At 57.9% G+C, this 18,570-nt stretch carries 15 protein-coding genes; 7 read left to right on the plus strand and 8 right to left on the minus strand.

Annotated elements, in window-relative coordinates:
• Nucleotides 1-209 precede the first annotated feature (209 nt).
• From K9U38_RS00355 to cysW, 3 genes are all read left to right on the plus strand, one after another.
• On the plus strand, nucleotides 210-1,211 hold the full coding sequence (locus tag K9U38_RS00355; RefSeq protein WP_224492354.1) for a sulfate ABC transporter substrate-binding protein: 1,002 nt from the start codon (nucleotides 210-212) through the stop codon (nucleotides 1,209-1,211).
• A gap of 99 nt (nucleotides 1,212-1,310) precedes the next feature.
• Complete coding sequence (gene cysT, locus K9U38_RS00360) at nucleotides 1,311-2,153, plus strand: sulfate ABC transporter permease subunit CysT (RefSeq protein WP_224492355.1); 843 nt, start codon at nucleotides 1,311-1,313, stop codon at nucleotides 2,151-2,153.
• A complete protein-coding gene (gene cysW / locus K9U38_RS00365) occupies nucleotides 2,137-2,997 on the plus strand; it encodes a sulfate ABC transporter permease subunit CysW (protein WP_224492356.1) in 861 nt (286 codons plus the stop codon). Before cysT ends, cysW begins: the two co-directional genes overlap by 17 nt.
• Before the next feature lie 4 nt (nucleotides 2,998-3,001).
• Here cysW and K9U38_RS00370 read toward each other — a convergent pair whose 3' ends face one another.
• The 5 genes from K9U38_RS00370 to K9U38_RS00390 all read right to left on the minus strand — a co-directional run bounded on the left by K9U38_RS00370 (nucleotide 3,002) and on the right by K9U38_RS00390 (nucleotide 9,751).
• Nucleotides 3,002-3,565: an RBBP9/YdeN family alpha/beta hydrolase gene (locus K9U38_RS00370; RefSeq protein ID WP_370631793.1), complete on the minus strand. Its 564-nt coding sequence runs from the start codon at nucleotides 3,563-3,565 to the stop codon at nucleotides 3,002-3,004.
• A 159-nt stretch (nucleotides 3,566-3,724) separates the two neighbouring features.
• On the minus strand, nucleotides 3,725-4,675 hold the full coding sequence (locus K9U38_RS00375) for a lysylphosphatidylglycerol synthase domain-containing protein (protein ID WP_224492358.1): 951 nt from the start codon (nucleotides 4,673-4,675) through the stop codon (nucleotides 3,725-3,727).
• A 45-nt stretch (nucleotides 4,676-4,720) separates the two neighbouring features.
• Nucleotides 4,721-6,481 (minus strand): YbaL family putative K(+) efflux transporter, encoded by a 1,761-nt coding sequence (gene ybaL, locus K9U38_RS00380; RefSeq protein WP_224492359.1) that lies wholly within the window; start codon nucleotides 6,479-6,481, stop codon nucleotides 4,721-4,723.
• Nucleotides 6,482-6,668: 187 nt separating this feature from the next.
• Nucleotides 6,669-9,206 (minus strand): protein translocase subunit SecD, encoded by a 2,538-nt coding sequence (gene secD, locus K9U38_RS00385; protein ID WP_224492360.1) that lies wholly within the window; start codon nucleotides 9,204-9,206, stop codon nucleotides 6,669-6,671.
• Nucleotides 9,207-9,304: 98 nt separating this feature from the next.
• On the minus strand, nucleotides 9,305-9,751 hold the full coding sequence (locus tag K9U38_RS00390; protein WP_224492361.1) for a hypothetical protein: 447 nt from the start codon (nucleotides 9,749-9,751) through the stop codon (nucleotides 9,305-9,307).
• A 179-nt stretch (nucleotides 9,752-9,930) separates the two neighbouring features.
• Between K9U38_RS00390 and K9U38_RS00395 the strand changes: the two genes are divergently transcribed.
• The 4 genes from K9U38_RS00395 (at nucleotide 9,931) to K9U38_RS00410 (ending at nucleotide 14,507) form a co-directional block, all read left to right on the plus strand.
• Nucleotides 9,931-10,629, plus strand: a complete 699-nt coding sequence (locus K9U38_RS00395; RefSeq protein ID WP_370631794.1) for a 2OG-Fe(II) oxygenase — start codon at nucleotides 9,931-9,933, stop codon at nucleotides 10,627-10,629.
• Nucleotides 10,630-10,684: 55 nt separating this feature from the next.
• The gene (locus tag K9U38_RS00400; protein ID WP_224492363.1) at nucleotides 10,685-11,914 is read left to right on the plus strand and encodes a urate hydroxylase PuuD; all 1,230 of its coding nucleotides are present in this window, start codon (nucleotides 10,685-10,687) and stop codon (nucleotides 11,912-11,914) included.
• Nucleotides 11,911-13,227 carry a guanine deaminase gene (guaD, locus tag K9U38_RS00405; protein WP_224492364.1) on the plus strand — a complete coding sequence of 439 codons (1,317 nt, stop codon included), beginning with the start codon at nucleotides 11,911-11,913 and terminating at the stop codon, nucleotides 13,225-13,227. Before K9U38_RS00400 ends, guaD begins: the two co-directional genes overlap by 4 nt.
• A gap of 68 nt (nucleotides 13,228-13,295) precedes the next feature.
• Nucleotides 13,296-14,507 (plus strand): NAD(P)/FAD-dependent oxidoreductase, encoded by a 1,212-nt coding sequence (locus K9U38_RS00410; RefSeq protein WP_224492365.1) that lies wholly within the window; start codon nucleotides 13,296-13,298, stop codon nucleotides 14,505-14,507.
• A 6-nt stretch (nucleotides 14,508-14,513) separates the two neighbouring features.
• Here the strand turns inward: K9U38_RS00410 and K9U38_RS00415 are convergent, their stop codons facing one another.
• Genes K9U38_RS00415 through K9U38_RS00425 form a run of 3 tightly spaced genes read right to left on the minus strand, consistent with a single transcriptional unit; the run spans nucleotide 14,514 to nucleotide 18,365 of the window.
• Nucleotides 14,514-15,101 (minus strand): sarcosine oxidase subunit gamma, encoded by a 588-nt coding sequence (locus tag K9U38_RS00415; RefSeq protein ID WP_224492366.1) that lies wholly within the window; start codon nucleotides 15,099-15,101, stop codon nucleotides 14,514-14,516.
• The gene (locus K9U38_RS00420) at nucleotides 15,094-18,081 is read right to left on the minus strand and encodes a sarcosine oxidase subunit alpha family protein (RefSeq protein WP_224492367.1); all 2,988 of its coding nucleotides are present in this window, start codon (nucleotides 18,079-18,081) and stop codon (nucleotides 15,094-15,096) included. The genes K9U38_RS00415 and K9U38_RS00420 overlap by 8 nt, the downstream gene beginning before the upstream one ends.
• Nucleotides 18,078-18,365, minus strand: coding sequence for a sarcosine oxidase subunit delta (locus tag K9U38_RS00425; protein WP_224492368.1), 288 nt, complete (start codon nucleotides 18,363-18,365; stop codon nucleotides 18,078-18,080). Before K9U38_RS00425 ends, K9U38_RS00420 begins: the two co-directional genes overlap by 4 nt.
• Between the last annotated feature and the right edge of the window lie 205 nt (nucleotides 18,366-18,570).

Below are 18,570 nucleotides of genomic sequence, written 5' to 3' on the forward strand. Positions count from 1 at the left end.
CTTCGCGCCGTAGGGTGCTTGCTCCATTTCAGGACGTTAAGGGAATACTGTTTCAGTCTATCCGCGCTCATTGGAAAAAAAGTTCTTCCGCATCAGGGGTTTTGCCGTCATTCTCGCAAAAATTGTCCGCGTACTCAGCAAGATCGCGCGGGTGGGGCGATGATCGAAATGCGGCAGCACCTTCATGACTGCGCGCTTGGGAGAATTCCATGAAAAGACTGTTTGTGTATGCGGCGGTGGTGCTGAGCCTTGGTTTGACGCCTGTCAAGGCCGATGAGCCAACCGAGATACTCAATGTTTCGTACGATATCTCGCGTGAGCTCTACGACCAGATCGACAAGGCATTCACTGCTTCCTACAAGAAAGAGGCCGGCAAGGACATTACGGTCAATCAATCACATGCCGGCTCGTCCAAGCAGGCACGTTCAATCCTCGAAGGGCTTGAGGCGGATGTCGTTACCTTCAACCAGGTGACGGACGTACAGGTACTGCATGACAAAGGCGATTTCATTCCCGCCGACTGGCAGTCGCGCCTGCCAAACAATTCCTCGCCCTATTACTCCCTGCCGGCGTTTCTGGTCCGTGCAGGCAATCCCAAGCAGATCAAGAATTGGGACGATCTTGTTCGCGATGACGTGAAGGTTATTTTCCCCAATCCCAAGACCTCCGGCAATGCGCGCTATACCTATCTCGCCGCTTACGCCTTCGCACTTGAGACCTACAAGGACGATGCCAAGGCCCAGGAATTCGTAAAGAAGCTTTTCGCCAATGTGCCGGTCTTCGATACTGGCGGTCGCGCGGCAACCACGACCTTTGCGGAGCGCGGGATTGGCGATGTGCTGATCACGTTCGAGGCGGAAGTGCTCGGCACGCGCAAGCAACTGGGCGAGGACAAGTATGAGGCGGTCGTTCCGCCAGTCAGTCTGCTAGCCGAATTCCCGGTGACGGTCGTGGACAAGGTTGTCGACAAGCGCGGCTCGCGTGCAATTGCGGAGAGCTACCTGAAGTACCTCTATTCGCCCGAAGGACAGGACATTCTCGCGCAGAACTTCAACCGGGTGAACGATGAGACGGTAAAGGCAAAATATGCTGCACTTTTCCCCGAGACCCGTCTGATTACTGTTGAAGAAGCCTTTGGTGGTTGGGAGAAGATCACGAAGGATCATTTCTCCGAGGGCGGCATTCTCGATCAAGTCTTCACCAAGCGATGACCAATTCCGCCTGAATGGGAGAAATGGCGCGGAACGATGTCCGCGCCATTTCTTTTCCACACGGCTTGCGTTCAAGGGAGCATGCTTTAGAAGCCGCCCATGTCTTTGTTTTCCAAGTCGAGTCGCCGCGGAATTCTGCCGGGTTTCGGTCTCACCCTCGGTGTGACGCTGCTCTACTTCGTCATCATTGTCGCCCTGCCGCTGTTGGCCATGCTCTACAAATCCGTCAATCTCGGATGGGCTGATTTCTGGACCATCGTTTCATCCGAGCGTGCACTTGCGACCTATCGCATAACAGTCGGCGCGGCAGCCCTTGCAACGGCGTTCAATGCACTGTTCGGCGTGCTGCTGGCATGGGTTCTCGTCCGCTACCAATTCCCCGGACGTCGTGTGCTGGATGCTGTTGTCGATTTGCCGTTTGCCCTGCCGACGGCTGTCGCCGGTCTTGCGCTTGTAACCGTCTTCTCGACCAATGGCTGGTTTGGCCAGTATCTCGAGCCGCTGGGCGTGAAAGTAGCTTATGCTCCGCTTGGCATCGCCCTGGCCATGATGTTCACCAGCATTCCCTTCGTGATCCGCACAGTGCAGCCGGTCCTTGAAGATGTTGCTACCGATGTCGAGGAGGCGGCGAGGTCGCTGGGTGCCAGCAACTGGCAGATATTTTCGCGGATCATCTGGCCGGCAATTTTTCCCGCATTCATAGCGGGTTGCAGTCTTTCCTTCGCACGCAGCCTTGGCGAATTCGGCGCCATCGTATTCATTTCCGGCAATTTGCCTTTCGAAACCGAGGTCATGTCGCTCCTCGTGTTCATCCGGCTGGATGAATATGACTATCCGGCAGCGGCGGCACTGGCGACCGTGATGCTGGTCACGGCCTTCGCCATGCTGTTCATCACCAATTCCATACAGGCCTGGCAGCTCCGCTATGCAGAACGCAGTTAATCCGGCTGTGCCCGCCACGCTGCAATCGCCGCGTCACGGCAGGCCGCCGTCGCGTGCCGTGCACTGGCTCCTCATCGCATCTGCGATTTTACTGTCGATGCTTTTCATCGGCGTGCCGATGCTCGTGATCTTCACATACGCGTTCCGTGGAGGCGTCGCCGTTTATCTGTCTCAGATTACCCAGCCAGCCACCCTGCATGCGATCTGGCTGACCGTGCTGACCGCCCTAGTCGTCGTACCGATCAACATGCTGTTCGGAATCTGCGTGGCCTGGCTCGTCACGCGATTCCGGTTTCCCGGCCGGCAACTGCTGATTACTTTTGTCGAAATACCGTTTTCGGTATCGCCCATCGTTGCCGGCGTGACCTATCTGTTCCTTTACGGCAGCCAGGGCCTGCTGGGGCCTCTGCTTGACAGCTATGACATCAAGATCATGTTCACGGTGCCAGCGATCTTTCTGGTCAGCCTGTTTGTGACAAGCCCGTTCGTAGCGCGGGAACTCATCCCGCTGATGCAGGCACAGGGCAGCGAAGATGAGGAGGCGGCGATCACGCTCGGTGCGACTGGCCTGCAGACATTCTTCTATGTCACCTTACCCAATATTCGATGGGCTCTGCTTTATGGCGCAGTGCTTTGCAATGCGCGCGTTATGGGAGAGTTTGGTGCCGTATCGGTGGTTTCCGGCGCGATCAGGGGGCAGACGAACACTCTGCCGCTTCAGATCGAACTATTGTTCAATGATTATAACGTCACCGGCGCTTTTGCCGCTTCATCGACACTGGCGCTGATTGCAGTGGTGACGCTGGTGCTGAAAGCCATACTGGAGCGGAAACAGGGCGGCTAGTCTGTCATGCTGCCCGTTGCGCTCTCACGACAGGCTGTGGCCGGCGCATGGACTCGGCCAGGATACGCGCCTCTGGCCACGCACCAAACCCACTCTCAATATTGATATGGCCGGCATTCTTCATATCGACGAAGCCAGAGCCCCATATATCGGCCAAGGCCTGCGCCTTGTTGAACGACATGTAAGGGTCGTCGCGGCTGGCGGCAACGATTGACGGGAAGCCGAGATTGTAGCGTGGCAATGGCGCAAAGCTGCGAAATTTCGGATCCTGGACGGCCATGCGCTCCGCATCGGCAGGTGCCACCAGAAGCGCACCCGCGACATGCGCCGCCGAAGGGCGACTGGCCAGGTGGGAAACGAGCACGCATCCCAGACTATGGGCAACCAGAATTGCGTCGGGTGTTTCGGCAAGCGCTGCCTCCAGCACGTGAAGCCATTGCGACAGAACCGGATTGTCCCAATCGTCTTGCTCAACAAGGCGCGCGTTCGGATCCTCCGCAAGCCACTGCCGCTGCCAGTGCCCTTTTTCCGAACCGCGATATCCCGGAATGATCAATGTCTTCATCAATGCCACCATTTCCTTTCACACGACCCGGCCTGGGTGGGAAATTCGTCAATGTGGCCTCAAAATAGGTTGACGCTGCGCATCGATGAAGGAAAAGCGCACTAAACTCGAGGAAATATGGAAAATATTCCTGCGGGAATGTTCAACTTCTTGAAATCGCGATCAGTGCTCGCCGTCTTTCTTGTACCAGCGCAAAAGCAATTGCGTGCGTTCGAAATAGAGCACGACGAGCAGCGACAGTGCAAAAGGGATAAGTAGATAAAAAAGACGGAAGATGATGAGCGCGGCCAGCACGTCCGCCTGGTCCATGTCTGGAAGACCGGTCAGAAATACCAGCTCCAGCACGCCGAGCCCGCCTGGGGCATGGGAGATCAAGGCGGCGGAAAATGAAACCAGGAAAATGCCGAGGATGACAAGGAAGCCAGGATTTCCTGCTACGGGCAGGGTGAAGTAGATGATCGCTGCTGCGCCGATCAGTTCCAGCGGCCCGACGATCAATTGCTGCGCAACAACCGACAGGCGTGGATATTCAAGCGTGAAGCGGCGAATGCGCAGTGGCTTGAAGTGCAGCCAGCTTCCGAAAATATAGAGCAGCACGATCAGCAGCGATCCAAAACCGAGGATATAGCTCAGCGTAATCGGTAGCTCGGAGTTGAACCGCTGAAGCAACTCAGGCTCGACGAGCAGCACGATTGCGCTCAGGGTCAGCACCCCGAGCAGGAACGTGAAAGAGCAGAAAGCAATCAGCAGTGCAATTTCAGGCGTCGCCATGCCTTGCGAGGAATAAGCACGATACCGCACGACGGCGCCGGACAGGACAGAAGCGCCGATATTATGTGACAGGGCATAGGTTGTGAACGAGCAGAGCGCGATGAAAAGCCAGGAGATTTTCCGCCGAAGATGCAGGAGGGCAATGCGGTCATATCCCGCCAGGGCAGCATAGGCCGCGAGCGTGGAGAGCCCGGCCAGGATCCAGCGATGCATCGGAATTGCATTCAGGCTGTGAATTACGTCGTCCAGCGAAATGCTCCGCAACTCCTTGTAGAGGAGCCATACGGAGATCCCGACGGCAGCCAGCCCGATGACCGGCCAAACGTAATCCTTCAACTTCATGCCATTCCCTACGAGATCATGCCGATCATCACAATTTTCTTGCCGTCATTCCGTCAATGGCCCCTCGGGCTTCGGTTCGTCAAGATCGAGTATGTGGGCGACGATCCCGCGCGCGATTTCCCGTTCTCCCATGATGACCGCATCAGCACCGAGATCCTGCAGGTGCTGGACTTCGGCATCGGAATGAGCCCGCGCCAGGATACTGATGACGGGGTTTGCGGCGCGCGCCTTGACGACGATCTGCCCGGCCTCGAAGGCGTTCGGAATGGCAAGGATCAGCTGGCGGGCTCCGGCCAGATTGGCGGCGGCTAGGATATCGCCATTGGCCGCATTGCCGACGATCGTCTCGATATTCTCGTCGCGGAGTTTCGCCACGGTCTTGTCCGCGTCCTCAATGACAAGGAAGGGCTTGCCAACTTCCTTCAAGGCATCGCCGACCAGACTGCCAACGCGGCCGTAACCAATCAGAACAGCATGATTGGTAAGGGTCGTGGGGCGGATTTCTTCAACATCCGGCTCATCCACCGGCGCTGTTTCCGTGTCTGCGGTCGGCTCTGCGGCGGCGGGCAAGCGCTTCTCAAGCCGCGGTTTCAAATAGGTGACGCCTGCAAACACGAGCGGATTGAGTAGGATGGAAAGGATGGCGCCGCCGAGGATCAAATCGCGACCTTCCTCGGGCAGCATCCCCAACCCGACGCCGAGCTCGGCCAGAATGAAGGAGAATTCGCCGATCTGCGCCAGGCTTGCAGAAATGATGAGGGCGGTTCCCGTTGGATAACCGAAGGCAAGTACGATGAAGAAGGCCGCCAGCGACTTGCCGATGATGATGATTGCGAGGGTCGCGAGTAGCGGCAGCGGATCGTTTACGATCGTCATCGGATCGAACAGCATGCCTACCGAAACAAAGAACAGCACCGCAAAAGCATCACGCAACGGCAGCGACTCTTCAGCGGCCCTATGGCTGAGTTCCGACTCGCTCATGATCATTCCGGCAAAGAACGCACCTAGGGCAAGGGAAACGCCGAACAGCTTTGCGGCGCCGAAGGCGACGCCCAGCGCAATCGCAAGGACGGCAAGGCGAAACAGTTCACGTGAACCTGTGTGGGCGATCGCGTGCAAGGTCCATGGGATGACCCGGCGCCCAACGATGAGCATAACGGCTACGAAGGCCGCGACCTTGCCGAGCGTCAACGCTATGACGCCTCCAACGCCGAGATTGAAATAGGTGACGATAGGGTCACTGGCGGCGCGGATTGTACCCTCGGGAGCCTCGCCGCCATTCATGGCACCTGCAATGGCGGGTAACAGAACGAGCGCGAGGACCATTGCCAGATCCTCGACGATGAGCCAACCGACCGCGATGCGCCCGCGTTCAGTCTCGATCAGCCTGCGTTCCTGCATTGCACGCAACAGGACGACGGTACTGGCAACCGAAAGAGCAAGACCAAACACCAGGCCTGCCTGCATGTTCCAGCCGAGCACCCAGGCCAGAGCCGCACCAAGCAGGGTTGCAGCGACGATTTGAACAATGGCGCCCGGGATGGCGATGGCCCGGACCGACAGGAGGTCTTTCAGGGAGAAGTGCAGGCCGACGCCAAACATCAGCAGGATGACGCCGATTTCGGCCAGTTCAGCGGCAAGTTCCTGGTCGGCAACAAATCCGGGTGTATGGGAGCCGGCAAGAACGCCGGCGACGAGATATCCGACAAGGGGAGGAATACGCAGACGATTTGCAATCGCACCGAAGATGAAGGCCAGAACGAGACCTATGACGATTGTCGCAATCAGCGGCGTTTCATGAGGCATATGTCGGCGTCTCCCCCTTGAGAATGTTGGATGAAAAAATTGGCGGACCTGCGAACAGGTGTCTGTCGCAGCAGTATTGCCTACCGAGGATGGCTTGCAAACCGCTTATCTCGATTTGCGGCGCAAGAAAGGAGATTTTTTCCCTGCGCCGCAAATAGTTAGCGTTAGACGCTAATGATTATTGCCATCAGCTTTGTGCGAGTGGCTTCTCGCCGGAGCTGCCGATGCGATGAGCGTGGTTCTTTTCCCACCAGGTTCCCAGCAGCAGGAGAATCGGCGCCGCGATGAAGAGCGAGGAACTTGTGGCAATGATCACGCCAAAGAGCATGGGCAGAGCAAAGTTCTCGACGGCCTTGCCACCCCAAATCGCCATTGGCAGCATGGCCAGGAAGACGGTCAGCGAGGTGTAGATACAGCGTGCCAAGGTCTGATTGATACTGAGGTCAATGATCTGGCGCAGCGGCATCTTCTTGTGAATGCGCAAGTTCTCACGCATGCGATCATAGACGACCACCTTATCGTTGACTGAGTAGCCAATGATCGTCAGCAGCGCGGCAATCGCGGTGAGATTGAAATCGAGGCCCATCAGCGCAAAGAAGCCAACCGTCTTGGTCGTATCCAATATCAGCGTGGCAATCGCGCCGAGTGCGAAGTGCCATTCGAACCGCCACCAGATGTATAGCAGCATGGCCAGGCTGGCGAGTATGACGGCCAGGATACCTGAGCGCGCCAATTCTCCACTTACCTTCGGTCCGACCACTTCCGAACTTTCGATCTTCACGCCGGGATCAAGCTGCTCGACGGCCGCCTTGACCTTGGTGACAGCGTCGGTCTGAGCGGTTTCGCCACCTTCCTGACGCTGGACGCGGATAAGCACGCGGTTGTCGCCGCCTGCTTGTTGCAGGGCGACTTCGCCAAGGCCGAGGCCTTCCAATGTCGAACGCATGGTCGCGAGATCGGCCGGTTTCGACGTGGTGACGTCGACCTGGATACCGCCCTTGAAGTCGATACCGTAGTTGAGACCCGGATGGATGAAGAGGACCACCGAGGCAATCGACAGGAAGATCGAAACGCCGATACCGAAGAAGCGGGCGTTCATGAACGAAATGTTGGTGTTTTCGGGGACGAGCTTGAAAAGATGCTCGATGTGGATGGTCTTCATCTTCCGCCGGCGAACGATGGCCATCATGATGATGCGCACGACCGTAACGGCGGTGAACATCGAGACGAGCGCACCGATGATCATGGTGATGGCAAAGCCACGTACGGGGCCCGTGCCGAACAGGAAGAGGAGAAACGTCGCGATCAGGTGGGTGGCGTTGGCGTCGACGATGGTCGAATAGGCAAGCCTGAAGCCCCGGTCGACCGCAGCCATGGCACCGATACCCTTGCGGGCTTCTTCACGGATACGCTCGTTGATGAGGATGTTGGCGTCGACTGCGAAGCCGATACCAAGGATGATCGCGGCGATGCCGGGCAGCGTCAGCGTCGCGCCGAGCAAGCTGAGTATCCCGAAGGTCAACACCACGTTGAGCGCGAGGGCAAGGTTCGCGATGAGACCCCAACCGCTGTAGAGAATGAAGATAAAGCCGACGACCAGCGCAAAGCCGATAAAGCCCGTCAACAGACCCATCTTGATGACGTCGCCACCAAGATCCGGCCCGACCGTACGCTCCTCGATGACGGTAAGCGGGGCGGGCAGGGCACCGGCGCGCAACAATGCTGCGGTCGTAACGGTATCCTGCACCGTGAAGTTGCCGGTGATCTGGCCGGAGCCGCCTGTGATCGGTACCTGGATGACGGGGGCCGTCAGGACCTTGCCGTCGAGGACGATAGCGAAGGGGCGTCCAACGTTCTGGCTGGTGATGTCAGCAAACTGACGCGCGCCGACATTGTCGAAACGGAACGTAATGATCGGCTGATTGGTTTGCTGGTCGAAGGCCGCGCGGGCATCAGTGAGGCGCTCGCCGCTGATCGCCACCCGATCTTCTACGGGATAGGTTACGCCCACGTCCTTGACGTCAGGAAGGATCGATACACCTGGCTGCGGGGTGGCACCGTCATTGCGGTCTGCGACCATATGGAAGGTCATCTTTGCCGTACTGCCGAGCAGGGCACGAAGCTGGCTCGGATCCTGCAGGCCAGGAAGCTGGACAACGATGCGGTCCGATCCGACCCGCTGAATGGAGGGCTCGGCGACGCCCACCTGGTCTACGCGGCGGCGGACAATTTCAAGGCTCTGCTGCAAGGCGTTGTCGAGCTTGTCCTTCATGCCGGCTTCGGTAAGTGTCAGCCGGATCTGATTGTCGGTGGTCGTGATATCGATATCGCTGACCGGCGCGGCAAAGCCGACCTGCGCCACCTGGGTCGTCAACTCGCGCAGCGCATTGACTGCGGCATCGCGTTGCGACGGATCGGCAAGGGTAATGACCACGCTGTCACCGGCGACACGCACCGATTGCGGCTGGATTTTTGCCGTCCGCAAGTGGCCGCGCGCATCGTCGAGCATTGCGCGCACGCGGTCTTTCTTAAGGGCCGCTGCATCGACTTCAAGAACGAGATAGGAACCGCCGCGAAGATCGAGGCCCAGTGCAACCTGTTTCTTGGGGAACCAGCTCGGCATGGCATCAAGCTGTGCCTTGGTGAAGGCATTCGGGAGTGCGAGGAAGATGCCCGCAAGAATGATAAAAATATAGGTCCAGAGAACCCATCTCGAAGTGCGCATATCTAATGTTCCGTATAAGTGCGGGCGCTGCCGAGAACTAGTGAACGCTCATGCTTGGCCGCCGCCAGATTGTCTTGTCGTGTCCCAAGAGGGAACGGTTATGTCAGGCTGCGAGTTAAGGGCGGAGCGCGAGCACTGAAAATAGTATCGTGTGTAAACACGATGGACGAACCGTTGTGAACCGGGATTGTACTCCTCTGATCCACAATGACCAGCGGTGGTTTTGCCGGCGGCAACGCACAATCGGCGCCGCTATCGGCACGCAGGCCGCTTTTGATTTTCAAGTGCAGCGCTTCAAGCGCAGCAACACGCAGCGGCCGTTGTACCGGGGTCGACTGATTGTCGGCCTCGTGAGCCAGCCGGACATCATCATTTTTCTGCGAACCGACTTCGCTCGCGGCAAGATTTACTTCGGGGCTCTTTGCGTAGGCTGTGCCCAACGCGGCGCCAATGCTGGAGACAAGCCAGAAAATAGAAATCAGCAGCGGAGCGACGCTACGCTTTCCTGTTCTGCTATTTCCATTATGGCCCATACCTACATCCAATAAACTATTATCGCGGCGCAGCGCACCTCGTTGCGACTCTATGTATGAACTCTGACTGGCTGAGTCATCTAAAATCGTCGTCCGAGGCAGTCACTGACTGTAAAATGTGTCGTTTTGCAGGAAACGGGTGGATCGAAACCGCCACCCTGGCACTCTTGTGCATCAAAGGAGAAGTCATGATGAATAGAGCGACGGCCATGCCGTGGAACGCGATTGAAGCGGAGCTGGACGCATTTGGCTGTGCGGTCTTGAAAGGTGTTCTCTCCAGTGGGGATTGCCGGCAGCTTGCGGCGACCTATGCTGAAGACGATCAGTTTCGCAAACGTATCGTCATGGCACGGCACGGTTTCGGACGTGGTGAATACAAGTATTTCGCCTATCCGCTACCGGAACTGGTGAAGGATTTGCGCCATTCGCTCTATGCTCCGCTTGCAGCCATCGCCAATCGCTGGAACGAGCAGATGGGCATCGATGTCCGCTATCCCGGCCAGCACGAGGCCTTTGTCGAACGGTGCCGCGCTGCGGGACAGGACCGACCGACTCCGCTGCTGCTTGAGTATTCCGAGGGCGACTATAATTGCCTGCATCAGGACATTTACGGCGCGCACGTTTTCCCGCTGCAAGTGGCGTTTCTCTTGTCGAGGCCAGGAGAGGATTTCACCGGCGGCGAGTTCGTCTTGACGGAACAGCGTCCGCGCATGCAGTCACGCGTCGAGATCGTACCGCTGCAACAGGGGGACGCAGTCATATTCCCCGTGAGCCATCGTCCGGTGAGAGGGACACGCGGCTATTATCGTGTCAACATGCGTCATGGCGTCAGCCGGCTGCGTAGCGGCAAGCGGCACACGCTCGGCATTATCTTCCATGATTCGAAGTAGTTGCATCGCCCCGCGAACGACCGCATTGTAGCGCGGAAACCTCGGTGGGGCCTCGATGGATTATCTGATTTTCTGGGAATGGCTGAGTTTCGCGGCGCGATGGCTGCATGTGATTACGGCTATCGCCTGGATTGGATCATCGTTTTATTTTATTGCCCTCGACCTGGGCCTGCGCCGACACCCCAAACTTGCGCCGGGTGTGAACGGTGAGGAATGGCAGGTTCACGGCGGTGGGTTCTATCATATCCAGAAATACATGGTCGCTCCCGCGCACATGCCGGAACACCTGATCTGGTTCAAGTGGGAGTCCTATTTCACCTGGTTATCGGGCTTCGTGCTGCTGTGCATCGTTTATTACGCGGGCGCGGACCTCTACCTGATCGACCGCGATGTGCTTGATGTCTCAACACCCGTTGCAATTCTGATCTCACTTGCATCGCTTTCAGTCGGGTGGCTCATATACGACGCCTTGTGCAGATCGCCACTTGCAGCCCACGATACGGCGCTGATGGTGATCCTCTATGGCGTCATCGTCTTTATGGCGTGGGGATATACGCACCTGTTTACGGGCCGGGCGGCGTTCCTGCATCTGGGTGCGTTCACAGCGACGATCATGTCGGCGAACGTCTTTCTCCTCATCATCCCCAATCAGAAGAAGGTGGTTGCCGATCTGATCGCAGGGAAAAACCCTGATCCCAAGCTTGGCAAACAGGCGAAGCAGCGCTCGACACACAACAACTATCTGACACTGCCGGTTATCTTCCTGATGTTGTCGAACCATTATCCGCTTGCAACGTCCACGCAGTTCAACTGGGTGATTGCCGCGCTGATCTTCATTATGGGCGTGCTCATGCGCCACTATTTCAATTCGAGGCATGCTAATGCCGGCAATCCACATTGGACCTGGCTGGCCAGCACCATCCTGTTCATCGTCATCATCTGGCTATCAACTGTCCCCAAGGCGTTGACAGGAGGGGACCAAAAGGTTTCGCGCGGGGCTGAGCCGTTCATGAATGCCGCGAATTTCCCGCAAGTCCGCGATACGGTGATGGGCCGCTGCTCTATGTGCCACTCGGCGGAACCCTCGTGGGAAGGCATCATGATGCCACCAAAGGGCGTCCGCCTCGATACGGATGAATTGATCGCAACCCACGCCAGCGAGATTTACCTGCAGGCCGGTGCCAGTCACGCCATGCCTCCAGGCAACCTGACGCGCATCACCGATGAGGAACGCGCGCTGCTTGTCTCGTGGTATCGGGGTGCTCGGACTGAGAGAGTGCCATGACAGAACTGCTGTTGCGGGGTCGTATCCTGACCTTTCACGATGAACCGATAGCGGGTGACGCGAGCGTGGAGGCCTTTACCTACCTCGAGGACGGCGGCCTGCTCATTCGCGACGGGAAGGTTGTTTTGATCGATGACTATGCGCGACTGCGCGCGGGAAGCGGAAGCGCTGCCGAGGTTGTCGACCATCATCCGTATCTGATCATGCCGGGCTTCATCGACACCCATATCCACTACCCGCAGATGCAGGTGGTCGGCTCCTACGCCGGGGCGCTGATGGAGTGGCTCAACAAATATACGTTTGTCGAGGAACAGAAATTCTCCAATCAGGGGCATCCAGAGCATATCGCCACGGCATTGCTTGATGAACTGATCCGACACGGAACAACCACCGCCGCTGCCTACTGTTCGGTGCACAAGGCCTCGGTTCAGGCCTTCTTCACCGAAGCGCATCGTCGCAATATGCGCATGATCGCGGGCAAGGTCATGATGGATCGCAACGCACCGCCCGGCCTGCTTGACACGCCCCAATCCGGTTATGACGACAGCAAGGCATTGATCGGGGAATGGCACGGCAAGGGTCGCCAGCTTTATGCGATCACCCCGCGTTTTGCACCGACATCCACACCGGAACAGCTTGAAATGAGCGGTGCACTGGTTCGGGAACACCCGGAGCTGCACGTTCAGACGCATCTGTGCGAAAACACTGCCGAAATCGCATTCGTCGCCGAGCTTTTCCCCTGGAGCAGGGATTATACGAATGTCTATGAGCACTATGGTCTGCTCGGTCCGAGGACATTACTCGGACATTGCATCCATCTTACGGACGCGGAAATCGGCTCGATCGCCGATAGTGGTTCCGTGGCGGTCTTTTGCCCCACCTCCAATTTGTTCATCGGCAGTGGGCTGTTTGACCTAGCGCGTGTTCGCGCTTCTGATCCGCCCGTGCGCACCGCGATTGCAACGGATATCGGGGGTGGCACATCCTATTCAATGCTGCGTACATTGGATGAGGGGTACAAGATCCTGAACATTCAGGGACAGCGTTACCATCCATTGCGATCCTTCTACCAGGTGACATTGGGCAACGCCCGGGCACTCTCACTGGAAGGCACGATCGGCTCTTTCGTTCGAGGCGCTGAGGCCGATTGCGTTGTGCTCAACGCGCGCGCTACGCCTGCAATGCGTATTCGCATGGACACTGTCGAGACGCTTGTTGAGGAGTTGTTCCTCATGCAGACGATGGGCGATGACCGCACGATAGCCGAGGTCTACGTGGCGGGAAAGGTAGCGAAGAGCCTGCTGCCAAACTGAAACGCAAGGAACAAGGGCGAGGCAGGACCGTTCTGTATGGTCACTTCCCTCGCACTTCGGAACTTTCCATGACAACGCAGCATCGCGATTTGCGCACCGGGCAGCCAATCTGGCTCGGCAAACGGACTCCTCGCATCCAGACTAACCTGCTGCTTCACGACGTTGAGACCGATATCGCCGTAATAGGTGCGGGCATCAGCGGCGCGCTGATGGCGGAAAGCTTGAGCGAATCTGGATATGACGTTGCGATATTCGACCGGCGGTTGCCGGTAACGGGTTCCACACCGGCCAGCACGGCCCTTTTGCAGTTCGAAATCGATATCCCGCTGCATCATCTGGCGCGCAAGATCGGGCAGAACGACGCCGAACGTGCATGGCGGCGTTCCAAGCTTGCCGTCGATGTGCTGCGGGAACGGACGAGACGGCTCGGCATCGACTGCGAGATGGAGAACCGAGATTCGTTGTACCTGACCGGTGATCTACTCGACAAACAGGGTTTGGAGAACGAACTGAATGCCCGTCGCCGGGCTGGTTTCGAAACGAGAATGCTGGGCAGGGAGGAACTAAAGGCCGAATTCCGCATCGACCGTGAGGCCGCATTGATGAGTTTCGACAACATTGAAGCAAATCCGCGGCGGCTCGCCATCGGATATTTGCGCAAGGCGATGGAGCGCGGTGCGAAAGTTTTTGCGCCGGCCGAAATTGCTTCTGTCGAATGCAATGCGCGAAATGTTGTGGCGTTGACAACCACGGGGCAGAAAATTCGCTGCAGGCACCTGATTTTCGCGACAGGCTATGAAATCCCTGAGCAGGTTCCTCAGAAGGGGCACTCCATCATCTCCACCTGGGCACTCGCGACCCCACCGCAGAAGCGAAATTTATGGCCGCAACGCTGTCTGATCTGGGAAGCCTCCGACCCCTATCTTTACATGCGCACGACCACAGACGGGCGGATCATTGTCGGCGGGGAAGATGAGGAGTTCGAGGATGAAGAAAAGCGCGATGTGAAACTCCCTGCAAAGACAAAGGCTATTCTGGCTAAACTCAAGAAGTTGTTTCCGGGCGTTGTGGCCGAGGCTGATTATGCGTGGACGGGCAGCTTTGGTTCGAGTTCAACCGGATTGCCGTCCATAGGCACAGTGCCGGGCATGAAGCGCTGCTACGCGGTGCTTGGATATGGCGGCAATGGCATTACCTTCTCGATGGTCGCCGCGCAGTTAATACGCAGTCTGATCACCGGTCAGGGAGATCCGGACGCCGATCTGTTTGCATTCAAATAGCGGATTTCATTCGACGCGATATCCCACTTCTTCAGCGGCGTGTCCGAGCGTCGCCCAGAAGGAGCGGGCAAATGTACGGAATACGTAAACGTCGAAGGTTTCGTCGTCGATCCGCTGAATATTGGCATGAATGTCGTGATGCAGCGTCGCGCGACCATTGCCGATCGCAAAGGCATGCTCCGAAAAGTCGATCGCAAAGAGTTTTGAAAGAACCCACTCCGAGCGCGGTCCGCTTATGCGGATCACCGTACGGCCGTGGGTGAGGTCGATGATCGTCCCAAGGTCCGGCGCTATGACGGACCGCAACCGCGTCTCCAGTTCCGGTGTCGCGCTGACGACCAAGTATCGTCCCGGCGCGAATCCGAATACCGATTTCTCGCCTGCCACACGACCAAGGCCTGGCTTGTTCTGAAGTGCCAGTCCGGTTGCGCTGCCGATCGCAGTCAGCATGGCGGGTATTGCCTCGCTCCATGCCGTGACCTGAATGATCGAGAGGCCTTTGCGCTCGCGAAGCGTGACACCTATGCCAGCCGCGGCGTTGCCATGATCTCCCGGAACATAACTTGCTCCCAGAGGTGATTGGGGTTCAGCCATGCATCCGGCTCCCTTCTGGATCGAACATATGGTGGCTGACGATTTCAACCGGGCAGTGTTTGTCCCGGAGCAAATCGGTGGCGAAGGCCCGGTTGCCGATCATCGATGTTCCGTGCTTGACGAGCGCTAGTGCAATGTACTTGCCGAGAGCCGGGGAATAACATGCCGCCGTGACGTGACCAAAACTATCGGCCGGTTCACGCGGTACCGGATCGGTCACGATGTGACTGCCGCCGGTGATCGACTGATTGTCCATCGAAATGAGGCCAACGAGTGAAAGCCGGTTTTCATCAGTGAGTCCTTCGCGTCCGATCATGGCAGAACCGATATAGGGCTTCTTTTTCGACAGCATCCAGTCGAGGTGCAGGTCATGGGCTGTTGTCCTGCCATCGATCTCGGCACCTGTGACGTGGCCCTTCTCGATACGCAGGGTGCCGAGCGCCTCAAGGCCGTAGGGCATGATGTCGAACGGCTCGCCGGCCACGAGCAAGGTCTCCCAAACCTTTGTACCGAATCCTGCACCACAATAGACTTCGTAAGCGAGTTCACCTGAAAAGGAGAGGCGGCAGATCATGACCGGAATTCCGCCGATCTTGCCGTGAACGATGCCCATGAAGGGTAGCGTAACATTGTCGACCTTGGTGCCCGTGACGCAAGCTTCAAGCACTGCGCGGGCCTTGGGACCTGAAACAGCCGATCCTGCCCAAACGTCCGTCACCGATGTCAGGTGAACCCGAAGATTCGGCCAGATGCAGTCGAGATAGTATTCCAGATGCTGCATGACGGGTCCGGCGTTTGCCGTGGTTGTCGTCATGAGAAACTGGGTTTCGGCGAGACGCCAGGTTGTGCCGTCGTCGAAGGCCACCCCGTCTTCCCGCAGCATCAATCCGTAGCGGGCCTTGCCGACCGGCAGCGTGGAAAACATGTTGGTATAGACGCGATCCAGAAATTCAGCCGCATCGGGCCCCTGGATGTCGATCTTGCCGAGTGTCGATACATCGACGATGCCGACGCTCTGGCGGACCGCACGTGCTTCGCGCGTGTACGCCTGTTCGACCGTTTCGCCATGGCTTGCGTAGATCATGGGGCGGTGCCAGAGCCCGGCCTCATACGTCTTGGCACTGTTTGCCAGATGCCAGTCGTGCATCGGCGTCAACCGGTGCGGGCGCAGGTCGCCGTACCGCTCGCCCGCAATGGCGCCAAGTGAAACGGGGGTGAAGGGTGGCCGAAACCGCGTCGTGCCGGCTTCAGGAATTGAGATGCCGCGAACGTCCGCCATGATCGCGAGGCCCGGAACATTTGAAGTCTTGCCCTGGTCAGTCGCCATGCCAAGCGTGGTGTAGCGTTTCAGATGCTCGACCGAGTGAAAGCCCTCGCGATAAGCCAGGCGTATATCGTCGGCAGTGACATCGTGTTGAAAATCAACAAATGCCTTTTGCGACTTGGCCGAGGGTTCGATCTCGAATACCGGAGCCGGCGAGGCATCGAGCATCGGTGCCTCGACTGGTGGGAGTACGAGTCTGCTCTTGGCCGAACCCTTGGTTGCGGCATCGGACAGAACGCTGATCGTATCCATATAGCCTGCGGCCGATCCGGTGGTTACCCAGTTCTGGTTTGGCTCCGGCGGCAGGAAGGCCTGCAGGTCTTCGTCCCAGTCCGGCTTCCCGCCTGCCTGGCTTGCCAAATGAATGGCTGGCGACCAGCCACCCGAAACACCGAGGCAATCAGTCTTGAGTTCACGAGGGGCACCGGAGACCCGGCCTGTCCCGGCGTTGAAATGCTGGACCGTGATCGAACTCAGGGCCTTGCCGGCGTGTGTGGCCGTGACGGCATGTGCAAGAAAAAGCTCGGCGCCTGCGACGCTGGCGATGTCGCGGCACGTACCGGAAACATCGGGGCGAACATCGATGATCGCGGTGATATTGACCCCTGCCAGTGACATCGTCCGCGCAGCATCATAGGCGCTGTCATTGTTGGTGAAGAGGGTGACGTTGTTTCCCGGAGCAACGCCATACTCGATCGCGTATCTGCGGGCAGCGTCTGCAAGCATCACCCCTGGACAGTCATTGCCGGGGAAGACCATGGGACGCTCGAACGCCCCCGTTGCAAGTACGGTTCTGCCGGTACGAATGACCCAGTGCCGCTGGCGTGGCTGACCCTTCGTCCGGTTGGGCTTGTAATCGGACACGTGCTCAACTGCGGTCAGAACGTTGCCATCGTAGTAGCCCCATACGGACGTGCGTGTCAGGAACCGGACATTCGGCATGGCCGCCAGCGCAGCGGCCTTTTCGCGTGCCCAGACGGCAGGATTGCGTCCGTCGATCAACTCTCCGGACGCGAGCAGCGAGCCGCCGGCAAGCGGCCGTTCCTCGGCAATGATCACCCGGGCGCCTGTGCTGGCGGCCGCCTCCGCTGCTATCAGACCTGCAGGACCGCTGCCAACGACCAGGACATCGCAAAAGGCATTCATGCGCTCGTAACGATCAGGATCCGCCGCGATGCCCGCCTTGCCGAGACCCGCTGCACGGCGAATGAACTTCTCGCAGAACATCCAGAAGCGGGTTCCACGGAGCGGGCCGATGGCCGGGCCCATGAAGGTCTTGTAGTAAAATCCTGCCGAGAAAAGCGGGCCAGCGAGCTGGTTAATTGCCAGGAAGTCATGTTCCAGTGACGGAAACCGGTTCTGGCTCTGCGTGACCAGACCGTCATGAATCTCAAGCTCGGTTGCCCGGACATTCGGTTCACGCACCTCACCGGCGAGCACCGTGACCAGAGCATTGGGTTCATCGCTTCCAGCCGCGAAAACGCCGCGCGGACGGTGATATTTGAATGAACGGCCAAAAAGTGTGATGCCGTTGGCAAGAAGTGCCGAAGCGAGGGTGTCTCCCGTGTGGCCGCTATATGCCTTACCATCGAATGTGAATCTTACTGACTTCGAACGATCGATGCGTCCGCCCTTGGATAGCCTAGAACTCGTCATGCCGGTTCACCGCTTTTCACTGCAACGGCGGCGTCCCTTGCAAAAACGACGGACGAGATCGCATGGGTGGAAACGTCACGCGTCACCACGAGATGCTGGCGGCAGCCGCCGCTATGTAACCAGTACTCGCGGTGCGATCCACTGGGGTTGGCGCGGTCGTATACGTAAGCGTTCCACGCCGCCATATCGTTCGATGCCGGCTCAGGCCGGCTTCGTGTTGCATCGCCCTGATAGATGAATTCGATGACGTCACGTGGTCCGCAATAGGGGCATTTGATAATCATGATCTCATTGTCTCAAGGCGAATCGTTTGATTGTATGTTGGAAGTTTTGTTTCCTGGCGAGCCAGTCAACAGATTGTGCTGGAGTTGGTCAAGACAGGAGCAAACAGCGCGAAGGCAATGACGTTATTTCGAAGCATTAATCCCCGTGAATCGTGATAACCCTTGTTACTATGCTATTGTCCGGACGCCGATGCCATCACCAGGA

Origin of the sequence: Phyllobacterium lublinensis (assembly GCF_020164435.1) — a bacterium.
Classification (GTDB): domain Bacteria; phylum Pseudomonadota; class Alphaproteobacteria; order Rhizobiales; family Rhizobiaceae; genus Phyllobacterium; species Phyllobacterium lublinensis.

Coding starts and splice junctions, on each gene's coding strand:
- K9U38_RS00355 (WP_224492354.1), top strand. CDS start 210: ATGAAAAGACTGTTTGTGTATGCGGCGGTGGTGCTGAGCCTTGGTTTG.
- cysT (WP_224492355.1), top strand. CDS start 1,311: ATGTCTTTGTTTTCCAAGTCGAGTCGCCGCGGAATTCTGCCGGGTTTC.
- cysW (WP_224492356.1), top strand. CDS start 2,137: ATGCAGAACGCAGTTAATCCGGCTGTGCCCGCCACGCTGCAATCGCCG.
- K9U38_RS00375 (WP_224492358.1), bottom strand. CDS start 4,675: ATGAAGTTGAAGGATTACGTTTGGCCGGTCATCGGGCTGGCTGCCGTC.
- ybaL (WP_224492359.1), bottom strand. CDS start 6,481: ATGCCTCATGAAACGCCGCTGATTGCGACAATCGTCATAGGTCTCGTT.
- secD (WP_224492360.1), bottom strand. CDS start 9,206: ATGCGCACTTCGAGATGGGTTCTCTGGACCTATATTTTTATCATTCTT.
- K9U38_RS00395 (WP_370631794.1), top strand. CDS start 9,931: ATGAATAGAGCGACGGCCATGCCGTGGAACGCGATTGAAGCGGAGCTG.
- K9U38_RS00400 (WP_224492363.1), top strand. CDS start 10,685: ATGGATTATCTGATTTTCTGGGAATGGCTGAGTTTCGCGGCGCGATGG.
- guaD (WP_224492364.1), top strand. CDS start 11,911: ATGACAGAACTGCTGTTGCGGGGTCGTATCCTGACCTTTCACGATGAA.
- K9U38_RS00410 (WP_224492365.1), top strand. CDS start 13,296: ATGACAACGCAGCATCGCGATTTGCGCACCGGGCAGCCAATCTGGCTC.
- K9U38_RS00415 (WP_224492366.1), bottom strand. CDS start 15,101: ATGGCTGAACCCCAATCACCTCTGGGAGCAAGTTATGTTCCGGGAGAT.
- K9U38_RS00420 (WP_224492367.1), bottom strand. CDS start 18,081: ATGACGAGTTCTAGGCTATCCAAGGGCGGACGCATCGATCGTTCGAAG.
- K9U38_RS00425 (WP_224492368.1), bottom strand. CDS start 18,365: ATGATTATCAAATGCCCCTATTGCGGACCACGTGACGTCATCGAATTC.